The 16808-nt window shown below is 64.0% G+C and carries 9 protein-coding genes; 2 read left to right on the forward strand and 7 right to left on the reverse strand.

The features are described from left to right. Nucleotides 1-4: 4 nt before the first annotated feature. Nucleotides 5-241, reverse strand: coding sequence for a hypothetical protein (locus tag KHC24_RS17145; RefSeq protein WP_213364538.1), 237 nt, complete (start codon nt 239-241; stop codon nt 5-7). 333 nt (nt 242-574) lie between these two features. On the opposite strand from KHC24_RS17145, the gene KHC24_RS17150 reads away from it, so the two are divergent. Then, the gene (locus KHC24_RS17150; protein ID WP_246547091.1) at nt 575-1033 is read left to right on the forward strand and encodes an Arm DNA-binding domain-containing protein; all 459 of its coding nucleotides are present in this window, start codon (nt 575-577) and stop codon (nt 1031-1033) included. A gap of 206 nt (nt 1034-1239) precedes the next feature. On the opposite strand, the gene KHC24_RS17155 is transcribed toward KHC24_RS17150, so the two are convergent. The 3 genes from KHC24_RS17155 to KHC24_RS17165 form a co-directional block, all read right to left on the reverse strand. Beyond that, nucleotides 1240-8484 carry an autotransporter domain-containing protein gene (locus KHC24_RS17155; protein ID WP_213364539.1) on the reverse strand — a complete coding sequence of 2415 codons (7245 nt, stop codon included), beginning with the start codon at nt 8482-8484 and terminating at the stop codon, nt 1240-1242. Between the two features lie 497 nt (nt 8485-8981). Continuing rightward, the gene (locus tag KHC24_RS17160) at nt 8982-9251 is read right to left on the reverse strand and encodes a DUF982 domain-containing protein (RefSeq protein ID WP_213364540.1); all 270 of its coding nucleotides are present in this window, start codon (nt 9249-9251) and stop codon (nt 8982-8984) included. Between the two features lie 248 nt (nt 9252-9499). Next, nucleotides 9500-9901, reverse strand: coding sequence for a DUF982 domain-containing protein (locus KHC24_RS17165; RefSeq protein ID WP_213364541.1), 402 nt, complete (start codon nt 9899-9901; stop codon nt 9500-9502). A 101-nt stretch (nt 9902-10002) separates the two neighbouring features. Between KHC24_RS17165 and KHC24_RS17170 the strand changes: the two genes are divergently transcribed. Then, nucleotides 10003-10851 (forward strand): Hint domain-containing protein, encoded by an 849-nt coding sequence (locus KHC24_RS17170; protein ID WP_213364542.1) that lies wholly within the window; start codon nt 10003-10005, stop codon nt 10849-10851. A gap of 386 nt (nt 10852-11237) precedes the next feature. Here the strand turns inward: KHC24_RS17170 and KHC24_RS17175 are convergent, their stop codons facing one another. From KHC24_RS17175 to KHC24_RS17185, 3 genes are all read right to left on the reverse strand, one after another. Beyond that, a complete protein-coding gene (locus tag KHC24_RS17175; RefSeq protein WP_213364543.1) occupies nt 11238-13211 on the reverse strand; it encodes a M10 family metallopeptidase C-terminal domain-containing protein in 1974 nt (657 codons plus the stop codon). A gap of 1043 nt (nt 13212-14254) precedes the next feature. Next, nucleotides 14255-16087, reverse strand: coding sequence for a dihydroxy-acid dehydratase (ilvD, locus tag KHC24_RS17180; protein WP_213364544.1), 1833 nt, complete (start codon nt 16085-16087; stop codon nt 14255-14257). 214 nt (nt 16088-16301) lie between these two features. Next, nucleotides 16302-16640: a carbohydrate porin gene (locus KHC24_RS17185; RefSeq protein ID WP_246547094.1), complete on the reverse strand. Its 339-nt coding sequence runs from the start codon at nt 16638-16640 to the stop codon at nt 16302-16304. Between the last annotated feature and the right edge of the window lie 168 nt (nt 16641-16808).

A 16808-nucleotide genomic window follows, 5' to 3' on the forward strand; every position in this document is an offset into this window, starting at 1 on the left:
CCCGTTAACCTTCCGCTTCTGCAGAACTCTCTTGCTGTCGAACAAAAGGATCCTTTCGGCTGTGAAACGGTGGGTTCAGCATCTCATCGCGGTGAATCGAGAATCCACTGACCTTGTACATCACTCGACGCTCGTTGATTTGCTTAAATACATCATCAAGCGTCACAGCGCCGTGGAACACATATGTATCAGTGCTTCCGTCGTTGGTGACGACTGCGACGAAGCGGGATTCTTGGCTCATAAGCTGACCTCCAAGTGAGTGGGCAGCATACCCGACTCGGGGATGGCCTAGGGGCAGGCTCGGCGTCTGTCCCCATTTTTAACGAAATCTGTGGAAGGTCTCCTACCGCACCAAAGGTGTTGGTATCGATGTTGGTACCAACTCCAAATTCCATAGATATTTCAAAAACTTTCGAGTCCTGCCGGGCCCACCATTTTACCGTCCCCTGAAGTCTGCAGAGATGCACTGAAGGACGGCCCCCCCTGAAAAGTCACAGGTCAGTATCGCGCTGACGTCTATTGCCGTCCGCAGGAGTGTGTCGGCATCCAAAAATCTGTTGGCACATATGAGGGCATGAAATCCAACGGTCCCGCAGATACCAACAACATGCCGCCGACTGATACCGCCGTGCGGAATGCCAAAGGCAAAGAGCAGCCCTACAAGCTGTCCGATGGCGGTGGGCTTTACGTCCCCGTCAATCAGAACGGCTCCCGCTATGAGCGCCTCGCCTACCGCTTTTCCAGGAAGCAGAAGACATCGGCACTCGGAACCTATCCCTCGGTCACTCTCGCTGATGCAAGAACCCGGCGAGATGAAGCGAAGCGTGTCCTGGCACCGGGAACCGACCCCAGCGAGAAGCGACGCGCCGACAAGCAGGCAGTAGCTGCGCGGTACCGGCATCGACATGCGTTCGGTCTATGCCCATGCCGGCATTCTCCCCGTGACGAGATGCGCGTTCCTGCCCAATCGCCGGTTCGACTGGGCCAACCGAAAATGGCGAACCCGCCGTTCGCGACCCCGTCGCCTGGTTGATCGCCGAGCCGTCGCGCTTCGACACAGCCATAGGCACGGCGGCGCTGCTCGGCGCTGACCAGATCGCCAACCCGGCCTCATATTTTGCCGGCCAGCGGCTGCTCATCCACCGGGCGCTTCTCGATTGGGTTCGTGCCCCGACGCTGGCGAGTTCGGCCGACAGATCGGCCAGGCGATGTTCGAAGCTCCCCACTCGAGGATGCTTCTCAGAACCTCACCGAGAGCGTGGCGTTGAAGCCGTTCTGGGTGACGCCGTCACCGAACTGGCCCTGATAGGCCAGCCCGAGCGTCGCCGCCTCGGACAGGTTCACATCGAGCCCCGCCTCGACCACCGCCGCATCCTCGGCGATCGGCACTCCGGCCACCGTGAAGTTGTCCGAGCCGGCAAAGGCCAGCGTCGAAGCCGGCACCACATCGCCAAACGCATGCCGCCAGCCCAGCGCTCCGCTCAGCACCACCTCCCCGGTTCCAAAAGCCATTGTGGTCGAGGCCCGCAGCCCCAGCGTCGTGAACGTCGTCTCCATGTCCTGGCCCGCCGCGCTGAGAGCCGCCGCCCCGCCCTGCTCCGTGAAGCCATCCGTGTCGATGCTGACATAGGCCAGCCCCGCGAAGGGCTCGAAGGATGCCGTGCCGACATCGAGGCGATAACCGACATCGCCGAAGGCCTGGAACGCGCCGGCGTCATAATCGCCGTTCAGCTGGTCCGAGAAGCCGGGGATCGCCACCGCGCGCGCCGTCTCGATCTCGCTCCACGTATAGGCAAGGCCGAGCCGCACCCCCACGGGCCCCTGCTGCGTACCGCCATAGAGGCCGACATGCCAATCGGCGCCGTCGCCGGAAGAAGAACGGTCGTCAATGTCGAAGGAAGCGGAGGAGTAGCCCGCCATCACGCCGAGCCGCCAGCTCTCCAGCACCTGCGCATCGGCACCCATGAAGACGCCGCCAACGTCGTTGTTCACCGAGGCGGCGTTGTCCGTGCCCGCAAAGCTGCCCCAGGAGCCGAAGCCATAGGCCCAGAACGCGCCGCGTTCGGTATCGGCGGGAAGGGCCTTCACCGCCCCGCCATCATAGGCCATCACCGGGCTTGTCGGCGCCGCCACCCCGCCGAACGCCGCTCGCAGCCGCCCGGCCACCGCGTCGCGCAGGAAGTGGCTGTTCTGCATCAGCACCGACTGCGCCGAGGCATGGATCTCGCCCGAGAGCTGGTCGAAACCGGAACGGATCGCCGACAGATCGTTCGGCAACAGCGCCACGGCGTCATAGAGCGGGTTCTCCGCCGCGAGGCCGAGGCTCTCCACCGCCTCGGCCGTCGCCGCCTGCGTCGGCGTTGCCGCCGTCGACGCGAAGTCGATGTCGTTGCGCGCAACCTCCAGCGCCACCGTGCCGGCGGCATAATCATAGGCGACCTCGGTGTCGAGGAAGGCGAAATCGGCCTGCACCTCATCGAAGCGGCCTGTCAGACCGCCCTCGGCCGCAAGCAGCGTGTAGCTGCCGCGCGGCGATACGTCGGAGGCTTCGACCGCCAGCCGAGCGCCGCTCTCAAGCGTTGCGCTGCCGGCCACCTTCAGCGCCCTGTCTTCGCCCGGCTGTACCATCGCGAGCGTGGCGCCATCTTGTAGGATCACGTCGGCATCCACCGTCAGATCGGTGCCGAGCGTCGCGCCGTCGCGGACGGTCACCGTGCTGTTCCCGCCAGACCCGACCGTGCCGTAACCCGTCAGCGTCGCTCCCGCCCAGATATCGAACGACCCGCCAAGAACCACATCGCGCCATGACCGGCTCTGACCAACCGACAGCATGCCGGCCTCGATACGGGTGAGCCCCGAGAAGTCCGCGCCGTCACCATTGTAAGTCAGCGTGTAGCCGCCGCGCTTGTTCAGCACACCGCTGCCGGATATGCGGCCAGCATAGGTGGCGTCGCGCTCGTCCTCGGAAAAGTTCAGCGTGGCGGTCGGGCCGATAGCGACCCCGCCGGTGAACCGGCTGGCCGAGGTGCTCAGTGCGCCGTTCTCCAGCGACCAGTCCAGATAGGAGGATCCCGTCAGCGTGAGTGCTCCAGGGCGACGCTTAACCATCTCGCCCCGTACACCTTCGTAACCCTCGATATCGCCCGCAAAGGCCGCATTGGCCCCTTGGTTGAACACCACTGTTCCAGCATTCCGGATATCGCCACGGATCGTGGTGGCGTCGCCGATCAGCGTGCCCTCTTCAACGATCACGCCGGTGTATCTATGTCGGGAACCGGTGAGCGACAGCGTGCCGCCCCCCGTCTTACGCAGATCTTTGCCCAGGACCTCGCCGCCAAGGGTCAGGGTTGTCGCGGACAGCACGTCGATCGCGCTGAGCGGACCGACCGCTATCTCGCGGTTCGACGACATGTCGGCGGTGGTGGCCAGCACACCCTGCCGAAGGAGGACGATGGCCGAGGGCGCGCCCAGATTGGCATCCGACGACACCGACACCGTTCCTCCCTCGACGAAGGTGCCAGCGGTATAGGTGTTCATGCCGGACAGGACGAGCGTGCCGAGATCAGTCTTCACGAGGTTCACATCGCCAGTCAGGTTGGAGGCGATGATCGCGGTCATCGCGCGCCCGGCCTCGGTACCGTCGCCGACCCTTATGATCGGCTCATAGCCGGGAGCGGCCAGAGCGATAGGATCGCCTTCGATCCGGTAGCCGTCGCTGGCGAACTGCATGCCGGTGACGCCGATGGCACCCTGTGCATTGTCCACGGTGACCGTACCCGGCGCGCCCTGAAACACCGCGAAGCTTGGATTTGGATAGGGACCGGTTGTCGTGCCTTCCGCGTTCGTCCAATTCGGACGATTGGCGCTCCAGATCCCGGCCCCGCCATTGACCATGCCGTTGCCATGTTGCGCCGCTACGCCGCCGTCCCAGAAGGCCATTGGATAGTCGCCGCTGGCCACGAGATTGACCTGATGCGCGACCGAGGTCTGGATCGACACCTGATTCAGACCGACCTCCAGCGGAACCCGGCCGAATTCGAGCAGGTTGTCCGTTAACGTCCCACCATAGTCGAACAACCGGTAGACACCGGCGCCGAACCCGCCGAGATCGTAGATGTCCAGATAGCCATCGAGGGTCACATCGCCGCCGACGTCGAACAATGGCGTACCCGACGGGCCGCCGAGCGAAACATCGATGTAGGAGTATTGCTGCAGAACGGCATCGCCGGTGATCGCCAGCGTCTGGCCTTGCCGTCCCGACAGCACATTGCCCTCGCCAAACACAACATCGCCCGCGACCGTGCCCCGCCCCGCCAGGCCACCGCCATCAGAGATCCAGGATCCCATCGAGACATCGCCGTTCAAGTTGCCGTCAACGACCAGGCGGCCGTTGGTCAGCAGCGCCCCTCCGCTCAGCGCGCCCTCGACGACCAGCGTGCCGCCGGACACAACCGTGGTGCCAGCAAATTGCGAGCCGTCTCCGGTCAGTCGCGTCACGCCGGCCCGCTGCTCGATCCGGTGGGAGCCGGCGCCCACGCTGTTCAAGGCTGGCGCGAACGCATAGTCGTAGCTCGTATGGTTGAAGACGAGCGTGCCGGCGCCACGGCCGAAATCCAGGCTGCTCGCTTCCACCTCGCCTGGAGCGACGGCTGCGGCGTTCGCTGCTGCGCCGATGTTCAGCGTACCCGACGAGCCGGCTGCCCGCCCGAGTCTGATTATGCCGGGCGTCGTTTCGGGGTCCCATTCCGGCATCACCCGCAGCGCACCGCTATCCGATACCGTCAGCGTACCGCTGCCGGTGTCGCCGATGCTCAACCGCTCGCCCGCCCACCAAGTCGATGCGTTGCCTCCGCTACCGTCGGTGCCGGCGATCACCACCGTCGCCGGACCGGCGTTCGTGGGATCGTTCACCGGAACATCGGGATCAGTGGATTCGACGATTGCGTCGTTCGACAGGACGCCGAGCGTGCTTGATACCTTACCGCCTTTCTCGATCAGCAGGCTGCCCGCTCCATGCCCGCTGACATAAAGGTCCTGAACGTCCCAAGCGGAACGTGTACCATCCGCATGGACACCCGACACCGTGACCGCTCCAGCAGCATAACCGCCGATGATGGCAAGGTCTTCTGTACCCCAAGCATAACCGCCATCCTCAATCCTAAGTTCGCCCGGACGAGTAGATCCGACCCAGAACTCTGACCCGGCATTGAGCATTGACGACTTGTTTTCACTTCGGCCGGACACGATGACATTTGCAGTACCGCTCGATCCGCCCTGACCGATCTCAACGGAATGGCTAATATATACGCCACCGCCATCCGTTACCGTTACTTGGCCTTTGGCGCCGACTCCAAGCCTATCGGCACTTACCGTGCCGTCCTTGCCGGTTACGTACACCGTTCCGTTATTTGGAGAGACGGAATTATGTTGCGAGACGAACAAATCACCCGAGATGCCCACCAGTCCGTCATCGACGATGAGCGCACCTGCCCCCGCACCGCCTACCATGACACGACCGAACGCGAGCCACTCGGCCCCTTCGTCGAAGCGGACCGTCGCCTCGACGCCCTCGATGCCCTCAATCGAGGTGCTACCTTGTGTTTCAAGGACGCCGCCATCCTCAATGACGAGTTTCCCCGCGACGCGCAATTCATCGGTTATCCATCGCGAGGGCGTGCCATCATCGCTTCGCCCAGTAACGGTTACCGAACTCCCGTCCACCCCGCCAATGTCGGAGCGCGCGGTGTACACAATAGCGCCTTCCTCAATGACCAGTTCGCCACGTCCATCCCGGCCCACATTGATCGGAAACCCTCCATAGGTTGCTGACAAGGACGATGGGTTGCCAGCGCTGTCAGTTCCCGACACGACGACATAACCAGAACTCCCCGGCTGCGCTCCGATGACCATGGGAGACTCAAAATCCAAAAGAACCGCGCCACCATCTTCAATAAGAAGCGCCCCCCGGCCTGCGTCTCCCACCACTAAATTCCGTGCGGCGTGCAACGTGGACGCACGGCCGTTTTGAGCCGTGCCGGACACCTTGACCTGACCGTTACCGCCCGCCTCAACGCCGATGCTGGCCGCGTGCGCCTCGAGCCTGCCTCCCGCCTGGATATCGACTGTTCCGTCCCCATAGTTTCCGACGGCCACATAATTGGTTCGCCAGCGCGATGCCATGCCCTGCGAGTTTGCTCCCGAGATGATCACCTGACCCGTGCTGTCGGCGCCATTGCGTGCATCATGATAGCCGCCGATAAAGCCGTTGCTGCTGACGACCTCTCCGCCGTCCTCGATGGTCAGCGCCCCCTGCCGCTGATAGCCAACAACGAGGCGATCGGAATTGAACCAGGTCGAAGGCGTGCCGGCGGCGCTTGTGCCGGTCACCGTGACCTCGCCGGCGCCATACCCCCCGATAATGCCGTAAATGTCCTCAACCCGGCCGCCCGCCTCGATGCGCAGGGATCCGAAACCATACGTGTTGCTGCCCAGCATGAGGTCGCCGCCATACGGACCAGGGTAGTCCGTCTCCTCCGTGATGCTCCAGATCGAGGGATTGCCGGCGGCGTCGGTCCCCGAAACAACCACGGAGCCGGTCGAATGATTTCCCTGGCCGATGCGTGCACGATGGGACGCGATGCGCCCACCGCCGGTAATAGTCATCCCGGCATCGCCTTTTCCGCCAACGTAGATGTTATCGCTCTCCCACAGCGAAGCCCGGCCACGGGCATCGGTCCCCGAAACGGCGACGGTGCCCGTACCTTGCAAACCGAGTTGCGCCATGTAACCGTTGATGACTTGGCCGCCATTCTCGATGATAAGCGTACCCGTACCCTGGTTGCCAATACTCGTCCAAGAACCCAATCCATCATCCGGCGCGGCGCGACCGTCTATCGTCGAAGGCGTGCCGAAAGCGTCCGTGCCCGACACGATCACCGTGCCGGTCGATTGGCGTCTAAATCCGGCGGTAATTCCACCTTCCACCCGCCCGCCGTCGCGAACCGTCAGGGAGCCATCTCCAGCCTCGCCCACTAGAATTTCGGCGGTATACACGTTCAGGCCGATCGTCTGGGTTGACCTCAAAAGTGAGGGATCCCCATCGGGCCCGGTTCCCGCCACTGTGACCGCGCCGGTAGCGCCGGCGCTACGACCAATGGTCATGGGTATTTGGGTGCTGCTCGGCGTGACCTCCATTCGGCCGCCATGCTCGATGGTCAGCGACCCGATACCTCGGTCGCCGACAACGACCGGGCCGCTCTCCCAAAGCGAGGCCGTCCCATCCACACCCACGTCCGAGACGGTCACCGAGCCGACGCCGCCGGCCGTGGTGCCGATGCGCGCCCAGGCGCTCGTGACCCGGCCGCCATCGGTCACCGCCAGCGTGCCTGTCCCAAGGTGCCCGACCGACAGGAAGCCGCTGTTCTCCCAGCTTGAAACCTGTCCGGCCGCGTCGGCGCCGCTGACCGTCACGCTGCCGACGCCATCCGCGTGCTCGCCGATATAGGTCCCGACGAAATCGAGCGGAGCGAAGGAGCTCGTCAGCCGGCCTCCGTTCTCGATGGTCAGCGAGCCGGTGGCCGCGGCGCCGACCGAGAGGAAGCCGGCATTGGTCCATTCCGATGGAGCCCCGCTGGGATCTCCGCCGCTGATCGTCACCGCACCGACACCGCTGGCGCCCTCGCCGATGTAGCCCTCGGCACTGGTCACCTGCCCACCATCCGAAATGGTCAGTGTGCCGATGCCTTGCGAGCCGACCACCAGCGCCTGCGCATTCTCCCAGCGCGAGGCGCTCCCGAGTGGATCGGTACCCGACACCACCGCCGAACCCGTCGAGCCGGCCCGGAAGCCGATCTTGGTCTCGCCGGTTTCCATCAGCCCGCCATCGGTGATCTCCAAGGCGCCCGTGCCCTGATAACCGACCCGGAACGTCTCGGTCCCGGTGAAGCTTGAGCCTGCCCCCGACACGCTCATCGTGCCCGATGCGCCGGGCAGCCAGCCAAGCAACGACCACGAACCGTCGACCGCCACCTGCCCGCCCCCTTCAATGGCAAGCACACCCGCGCCCGCGCGGCCCACCATGATGGGGCCTGTCTCCCACCGCGAAGCATTGCCGGCGGCGTCCGTCCCCGACACCGTGACCGAACCCGTGCTGCCCACATTGGTGCCTAGCCGCGCCCACAGGCTGGTGATCCGTCCCCCCTCCTCGACGCGCACCGACCCGTCACCCGAATAGCCCGCCGACAGAAAGCCGGCATTCTCCCAGGTCGAGGCCGTGCCGCCCGCATCGGCGCCCGACACCACCACCGTGCCCATACCGTCGACATTCCGGCCGATATAGGTGCCGACAAAACCGGGCGCGCCGACGGAGCTGACAAGCTGCCCACCATCCTCGACCGCGATCGATCCCACGTCGTCGATGCCCACCGACAGCACCGGGCCGGCATCCCATGCCGGCAGCGGCGGCGACGGCACGGTCGGCGACACGTCGCCGCTCCCGCTCACCGATTGCGCCAGCGCGATTGGCACGCTGAGGCCAATCAGCGCCACCGAGGTCAGCGCTGTGGACGTCAGCAGCCGGAAGTAGCGAGATGCGACCTGCCGGCGTAGCGCCGTTGATCCATGGCCGTTGCCGCATCCATCGACAGGGACTCGGCCCACGCTCGCCCACATACCGCCGCCCCCCACATGCCAAAGTAAGTCAACCTTACTTCAAGTCAGGTCGCGATCAATGCGATAGGACCGACCATCGCTCCACTAGTGATACAGAGGGCCGGATCCAGCAGCCTGCAGACATTTTTCGAGTGGGCCGGCCGATCGCCTTTGTATGCGAGGCATCAACCTCGCGACCGCAATCCGCCAGGATCGACAAGGAGTCCGCGGTTCGCATTGCCTTCACAGTCAACTACGTCGAGGGCGCCCGGCAGGACCGTGATCGTCGCGGACCACAGCGATCTGATCAAGCTGGTGGCGGCGTTACGGGCCTAGCCGAGGCGCAGCCCCTGCGATGGCGGATCGGCCATCACGTCCGCCTCCTCGGCAGCCGCGATGAACGCGGTGCGGAATGCGGCGACCGGAATGTGCCTATCGAGAGCTTCGAGGGCACGCTGACGAGCCAATCGATGCAACGTCGTGTTGGTATATTGCTCCGGCCAACATTCCAGCAAGAAACGTGCGGCGCCCTCTACATCGGTCAATATCCGCTTGGTCGAGGTTGCTTCCCAGACGGTCACCGGCTGCATCAACGTGTACATGCGGGAGCCCGACAAAGACGCCCGCCCGGTGCCGTTACCCCGGACGGGCGGCAGTTATGACGACGCCGAGTTTCCTCGGCGCCATCAGAACGTCGAATGGCGTGGCCGGGTTCCCGCGTGATCTCACACAGGCGACGATCTCGCGTGGTGCAACTGGGCTCAGCAAGGTCTACACGTCCGTCAGGGCGTGCTCAGTTGCCGAGGTGCGGAACCTTGAGATCAACGCACGCCGGCTCTGCGCCATCGACCTAGCCGATATGGGCTATTCGAGGGACGAAGCGGCGGCGCCCGTCGACCGTTTCTGGCCAGTGATAGCCTACGAAATCCGGGGCGGCGGCGTGTTTCGGGGCGAATAGCCGTTCACCGCGGAAGAGATCGCCAGACTCGAAGCCGACTACCGCGCTCTCCACAAAGGCTAGGCCAGAATGCCCGCCTCCTCGGCCGCCGCCACCAGCTTGGCCCGGAGTCTCGGCCGAAACCTTGGCCTCCAGCGCGTCGAGCGCCGCCTGATGCGCAGCCCGGTGCAAGGTCGTGTCCGCTCCATCCGGCCATCTCGTCAGCAGAAACCGAGCCGCACCCTCGATGTCGGTGAGGGTGAGCATCCTCGAATCGGCCTCCCAGCGGCTGACAGACTGCATGGGCTTGTACATCGCGGGTTCAACGGCAAGCCGATCGGAAGGATACCCAACTAGACCAAAACAGCACCTGGCTTCATTCTCTGCGCGGGCATGACGACGCAGGGAACGCTGATATGGCCACAAAAACCTTTGCCTACCTCTATGCTACCGACAGTTCCGGGATGATCCTCGACTCGACGGTACTCGACGAGGCCACGGTGACGGCGGCGGACGAGACATTGACGCTGGATGAAAATGCCACAATTACCGTGCCGTCTATCGGCATCGATGAGTCGCTTCCCTATGCCGGCCGCTTCGGCAACGATGTCTTTTTCGATGCTGGCGGCGCTGAGCTTTGGCTGTTGAGCGATAACAACTATCTTCCCGGCGAAACTATACCCCTCAACCCGGCTCCATATGTCCTCTGCTTTCTCGAGGGCACGATGATCGCCACTCCGGTCGGCGAGGTCGCCATCGAGACGCTCAAGCCCGGCGATCTGGTGTTCACAGCAGATGGCGCCTCGAAACCGGTCCACTGGCTCGCCCGTCAGACCGTCTCCACAATCTTTGCCGATCCGCTCGGGGTGATGCCGGTCCGTATCGCAGCCGGAGCCCTCGGCGAGGGCCTGCCGACGCGCGACCTCTATGTCTCGCCCGACCATGCGCTGGAGATCGACGGCGTTCTTGTTCACGCCGGGGCGCTGGTGAACGGCACAACCATCACCCGCCACACCGACATGCCGACCAGCTTCGTCTACTACCATGTCGAACTTGAAGACCACTCCCTCATCCGCGCGGAGGGGGTAGCGGCGGAAACCTTCGTGGACAACGTGACCCGCCGCCGCTTCGACAATTGGCAGGAGGCTCCCGAGGCACCGATTGCCGAAATGGATCGCCCGCGTATCAAATCCGCGCGCCAGTTGCCGGCCAGCATTCGCGGTCGGATCGCCGCCCAGGTGTCGGCGGTCGAAACAGCGGCCTAAACGCACTTCACCTCTCGCCTCTCGAAGACATCGGCCGCTGCAAGTCAGACTCTGCGCCTCGGCTCGCAAGATCGCACGCTGCCAGGATCGCACGGGCAAACCCGGCGCAGTTCGGCCGGCCTGCCATGAGCGGTATTTGGGCGGTGTTGTCGCCACGCGACGATGGCAATGCCGGTCGGAACGTCGAGCACGACATGATCGGCGCCGGGGGACGCGCAGGACGCGCGCCAACCGTCGCTCACGGCTTGAGGACATGTGCCCGGATCCCTGCCCAGGTGACGATGAGCACCCCGCCGGTGCAGCGCCGCAAGCACGAGACGGAAGGGGAAAGTATCCCCGATCCTCGAACCGCCGCTTGTCTCGCGGCCGTCCACCTTGCTCCTCGGTTAGGTGATCAGGAAGTTGCTGGTGGTCAGGTCGGCGAGCTTGGCGTTCTGCAGCACGATGCCGTCGCCGCCGTCCCAGATCACCACATCCGTGCCGTTCTGGAACGCCGCGCTCATCGCTGCACCGATCGAGGAAAAGATCGCGCTGTCGAACACTACCCGATCCTGCGCCACGTTCCAGTCGACGAAATAGTCGACGCCGCCGCCCTCCTCGATGATCGCGTAATCGTAGCCGCCGCCGCTATAATATGCGTCGGTTCCCTTGCCGCCGGTCATATAATCGTTGCCATCCTCGCCGAACAGCCGGTCGCTGCCGTCGTGCCCGTAAAGGCTGTCCGAACCGCCGCCGCCATAAAGGTTGTTGTTCAGTTCGTTGCCGGTGACGATGTTGTCCTGGCCGTTGCCGCCGGCATCGGTCGCCAACCCGAACAGCACGATGTTCTCGAAGTCGTTGTCGAGCCCGCGATTGACCGAGGTCCACAGCGTGTCGGTGCCCTCATTTGGCGCCTCATAGACCACGTCGGAGAGACTGTCGACGATGTAGGTGTCGTCGCCCCGACCACCGCTCATCTGGTCGAAACCGGTGCCGCCGTCGAGATGATCATGGCCGGCAAAGCCGTAGAGTTGGTCATTGCCGGCGCCGCCATAGAGCTTGTTGCTCGAGCCGTTGCCGCTCAGCACATTCGCCTCGGCGTTCCCCCCGATATCGATGGCGCCGAAGCCGTTCTCGGCCTTGGCGTTCTCGAGATTGGCCGGCAGCACGTAGTCGGCGATCCGCACATAGACGAGATCGGTCCCCTCCCCCGCCGCCTCGGTAACCACATCGCCGGCATTGTCCACCACATAGCTGTCGTCGCCCGTCAGGCCCGCCATGGTGTCGGCGCCGGCGCCGCCGTTCAGCACGTTGTTGGCGATGTTGCCGCGCAGGGTGTCGTCGCCCTGACCGGTGATGGCATTCTCGATCAGTGAGGCCGGATTATCGTTGTAGAGAAGCGCATTATAGACATTTCCGTGCACATAACGGAGTTCGCCCGCCAAAGGCCGGCTTTCGCTGATGAGCCCGCGCTGGGCCTGGGAGAACAGGCTCCACGCACCCGGCGAGAGATCGATAGACATTGCGCCGGAATAGTTCGACAGGTCGTAAGTATCGGTGCCGCCGCCGTCCCACACGGTCATGAAGATCTTGTTGGTCTGCGGAGCAGTGAACGAATTGTCACCGTTGACGATGATCTGTCCGGTTAACGGGCTCCACTGATAGACGGTGTCGCCAGCATTGGTGGAATAGTCGGCACCGTACAGCCGTTGCAGCGCCTGGATGTCGAGCGGCATGAAAGTCTGCGGCAGCCCCAATGAACTTATCGCGTAATAAGAGCTTCTTCCTGTAAAGATCGGACCGCCGACATAGGGGCGCTGACTCATTACCGAAAATTCGAACGAATCGTGGGTTGCCGGCACTGCGACGTCGGCCACCCCGCCCGTTTCGGAGGCCGACTTCAACCCCAGGGCCGCGCCGATGGCCTTCATATAGATAAAATTGTTGAATTCGGTCCCGGAAAAGAATTGAGGCCGCCCGGAAACACCAGTGGTGCGGATGCCGACGAAGGTCGCCTCGCCGGACTCGCCAGGTGCGTTGGTGTTGTAGAGATCAGTGGTGTTCACATCCCTGAATTTGAGAACGCCCGGCGGGTAGTGCCGCATACCCAGCCCGTCGAGCGTCGGCTCCTTGTAGGAAATCTTGGCATTCACCAGCGAATCGACGCTGCCATAAGTGGTCATGGTCACCGGCGGACCATCGACGGGCGTTTCGCTGTACTCTCCAGCCAGCAGCCCCCCCAGCACAAAACGATCCGCTTGCTCGAAGCGATTGACGCCGTCGAGAAAGCTGAAGGTGATCTGTCCGGTCCAGCGCGTTCCCGCAATGAGGCCGTCAATGTCATCATTTCCAGTTGGATCGACTGTCACTGCGCCGGCCATTTCGAGCCTCGTGGTCTATGGAGCGGCATGATTCGCCAGTCCGCAGGTTGTTGTCGAGAAGTATAGGGCCGTCCGGATCGCGAGCCCATCACAAAGCCTGTCGCAAACGCGTCATCGTGCCGACGCCGTAATGCCGGGACAATGAGTGGGTTCATTCCTACGTTTTCCGAATATCGAAACGACGCATTACTTTAGGACGTGCACCTTTATTCCCGTCCAAATCACCACGAGCACTCCACCCGTCAGCATCGCGAGGACCGTGTAGTCGATCTTGCCGGTAGCGCCGTCTACGGCATCACGGATTGACCGCGCGATCGACGACAGCACCGCTGGTGCCAGCGCGAAGCTGTAGTTGTGACGGCCACCGCAATCGCCGCGGTTCCAGCGACGTATGGCCTCGATCGTCGCCTAGGTCGGCACATCGTCAAGGGCATCGAGATACTGGTCGCCCTTGGTCTCGATCTGCCTGCCGGTGATCCCGCCCGGCGCTTAGGCCAGCAGAAGCTTGCTCACCACCAGCGTCGCCTTGGTTTCGTCTTCACTGGTTGCAGGCGTATGCCGCAGCGCCCGACGCAGTTCCAGGCGCCGGCGATCGACCATGGCGCGCTCATCCGTCGTGAAGGAAAGGCTCTCCGGGATCGTTGGCGCCCACCGGTTGCCATCGCCCAAGCCATCGCTTGGCCACCATAGCCATGCCGGAGATCACCGCGTCGCCACCGCGGGGTTCCCGGCGAGAGGCCGGCTGATAGAAGCGCGAGCCCGGATGCTGTGCCAGATCGCCAGCGACCGCCTCGGCGAAAGCATCGTGTGGCAAGCGGCGATGCCGGGGCTCGGAGGTCCGGTGTGGTGTCCCGGCGGGACATTCCAGTGCTCAATCTCAGCCGTCTACGGATATCCAGGCACGGCATTTCCATCTGAGGCGGCCGGATCCGAGACACGTGTAACGGCGACAGGCCGATCGCCCCGAGCGGAAGCCGCCAGGCCACCATTGATATGCTGCCAAGCCAAGCACCGGGCGGGGAACTGTCCCCGCCCGGTGTGGGTCACGGCAGCTGCCGCACCGCGCCCTTGGCGGCGCTGGTGGCGAGCGCGGCATAGGCCTTGAGCGCCGTCGTCACGTTACGCTTGCGCGGTTCGACCGGCTTCCAGCCCTTCGCCTCCTGCTCCTCGCGGCGGGCGGCGAGCTCGGCGTCGTCGACCGCCAGATGGATGCGACGGTTGGGGATGTCGATCTCGATGGTGTCGCCCTCGCGCACCAGACCGATGGTGCCGCCCTCAGCCGCTTCCGGCGAGACATGGCCGATGGACAGACCCGAGGAGCCACCGGAAAAACGCCCATCGGTGACGAGCGCGCAGAGCTTCCCGAGCCCCTTCGATTTCAGGTAGCTGGTCGGGTAGAGCATCTCCTGCATGCCCGGCCCACCGCGTGGCCCTTCATAGCGGATGAGCACGATCTGCCCCGGCTTGACCCGGTTGCCGAGAATGGCGGAGACCGCGTCGTCCTGGCTCTCGAACACCCTGGCGGTGCCGGTGAACTTCAGGATCGACTCGTCGACGCCCGCCGTCTTCACGATGCAGCCGTCTTCGGCGAGGTTGCCGTAGAGCACGGCCAGGCCGCCATCCTTGGAGAAGGCGTGCTCGGCATTGCGGATCACGCCGGTGTCGCGGTCGGTGTCGACGTCGTCGTAGCGGGCGGACTGGCTGAAGGCGACTTGCGTCGGGATGCCGCCCGGTCCGGCGCGATAGAACTCGTGCACCGCCCCGCTGGACGTCCGCTTGACGTCCCAACGGTCGAGCGCAGCCTTGAGGCTCGGTGCGTGGACCGAGCCGACCGAGGTATCGAGCAGCCCCGCGCGGTCGAGCTCGCCGAGAATGCCCATGATGCCGCCGGCATGGTGCACGTCTTCCATGTGCACGTCGCCGACAGCCGGCGCGACCTTGCAAAGCACCGGCACGCGGCGCGACAGCCGGTCGATGTCGGCCATGGTGAAGGGCACCTCGCCCTCATGGGCGGCGGCGAGCAGATGCAGCACCGTGTTGGTGGAGCCGCCCATGGCGATGTCGAGCGTCATGGCGTTTTCGAAGGCGGCGAAGGTCGCGACGGCGCGCGGAAGCACGCCGGCATCCTCGTCCTCGTAATAGCGGCGGGCAAGATCGACGATGAGATGGCCGGCCTCGACAAAGAGCCGCTTGCGGTCGGCATGGGTCGCCAGCGTCGAGCCGTTACCGGGCAGGGAAAGGCCGAGCGCCTCGGTGAGGCAGTTCATCGAATTGGCGGTGAACATGCCCGAACAGGAGCCGCAGGTCGGACAGGCGGATCGCTCGATCGCCTTCACGTCTTCTTCCGAGATGCGATCGTCGGCGGCGGCAACCATCGCGTCGACAAGATCGAGCGCCTTGGTCTTGCCGCCCAGCACCACCTTGCCAGCCTCCATCGGGCCGCCGGAGACGAAGACCGTCGGGATGTTGAGGCGCAGCGAGGCCATCAGCATGCCGGGAGTGATCTTGTCGCAATTGGAGATGCAGACCATGGCATCGGCGCAATGCGCGTTGACCATATACTCCACGCTGTCGGCAATGAGCTCGCGCGACGGCAGCGAATAGAGCATGCCGTCATGGCCCATGGCGATGCCGTCATCGACCGCGATGGTATTGAATTCCTTGGCGACGCCACCGGCCGCCTCGATCTCGCGCGCCACGAGCTGGCCGAGATCCTTCAGATGGACATGGCCCGGCACGAACTGGGTAAACGAATTGACCACCGCGATGATCGGCTTACCGAAATCATCGTCCTTCATGCCGGTGGCGCGCCAGAGGCCGCGCGCACCGGCCATGTTGCGGCCATGGGTGGTGGTGCGAGAGCGATAGGCCGGCATGGAACTCCTCCAGACTGTTTGCCGCGCTTATGCGCTTTAGCCGGATATGGCGCAACTTGGCAAACAGGTCAGGCGATCGACCGATAACATCCCCGAGACAACGTCAATGCCTCAGAGAGCTACCGCCATGCGCAGGCCGACCACGGTGGCGTTCTCGATGGGGCCGGTCGGGGTCGGGCAGAAGGCCGGTGTAGGTCAGGACCAGATCGACATATCAGTTGATCTCGTTGCGGTCCGCCTGCGGCAGGATGATCTGAGCGCCCGACACGGCGTTAGGGTGGGCAAGACCGCCATTTGGCAGATCGGCGGCGAAGCTGCCGGGGAAGCCGAACGTCGAGTTCACGAACAGCGCCGCCGTGTTGCGGATCACGAATTTCTGGTCGGCCAGGATCCGCCCCACCTTCACGGCCAACATGTCGTCGAACAGACTCTGCTGAAACCAGAACTCGCCAAGCTTGCCTCGCGATGGAGATGGAGCTGACGGTGAGTAGGTTGGACACTCCCATTCGATCTCGACCCATCGGGCGACATCCCGTTGCCGTTCGCGATCCATGCGCTGCTATCGGGTGGAGATCCGCCGACGCATCACTCCACCGCGGCTTGAAAGACGCCGGGACGGAGCCTCGTCCCCGGGCCCGGCCTCGTGGTGGCCGGAGCGACGCTTGCCGTGCTGTCGGTCGAGCGCATGGCCAAGGGCGACCCGGAACGTCGATAATGCCGG

The organism is Ancylobacter defluvii, assembly GCF_018390605.1.
Taxonomy (GTDB): domain Bacteria; phylum Pseudomonadota; class Alphaproteobacteria; order Rhizobiales; family Xanthobacteraceae; genus Ancylobacter; species Ancylobacter defluvii.

Bases quoted from the DNA above. Each gene is read 5' to 3' on its own strand.
- ilvD (WP_213364544.1), bottom strand. From the start codon at position 16,087: ATGCCGGCCTATCGCTCTCGCACCACCACCCATGGCCGCAACATGGCC.
- KHC24_RS17145 (WP_213364538.1), bottom strand. From the start codon at position 241: ATGAGCCAAGAATCCCGCTTCGTCGCAGTCGTCACCAACGACGGAAGC.
- KHC24_RS17160 (WP_213364540.1), bottom strand. From the start codon at position 9,251: ATGTACACGTTGATGCAGCCGGTGACCGTCTGGGAAGCAACCTCGACC.
- KHC24_RS17150 (WP_246547091.1), top strand. From the start codon at position 575: ATGAAATCCAACGGTCCCGCAGATACCAACAACATGCCGCCGACTGAT.
- KHC24_RS17170 (WP_213364542.1), top strand. From the start codon at position 10,003: ATGGCCACAAAAACCTTTGCCTACCTCTATGCTACCGACAGTTCCGGG.
- KHC24_RS17185 (WP_246547094.1), bottom strand. From the start codon at position 16,640: ATGGATCGCGAACGGCAACGGGATGTCGCCCGATGGGTCGAGATCGAA.
- KHC24_RS17175 (WP_213364543.1), bottom strand. From the start codon at position 13,211: ATGGCCGGCGCAGTGACAGTCGATCCAACTGGAAATGATGACATTGAC.
- KHC24_RS17165 (WP_213364541.1), bottom strand. From the start codon at position 9,901: ATGTACAAGCCCATGCAGTCTGTCAGCCGCTGGGAGGCCGATTCGAGG.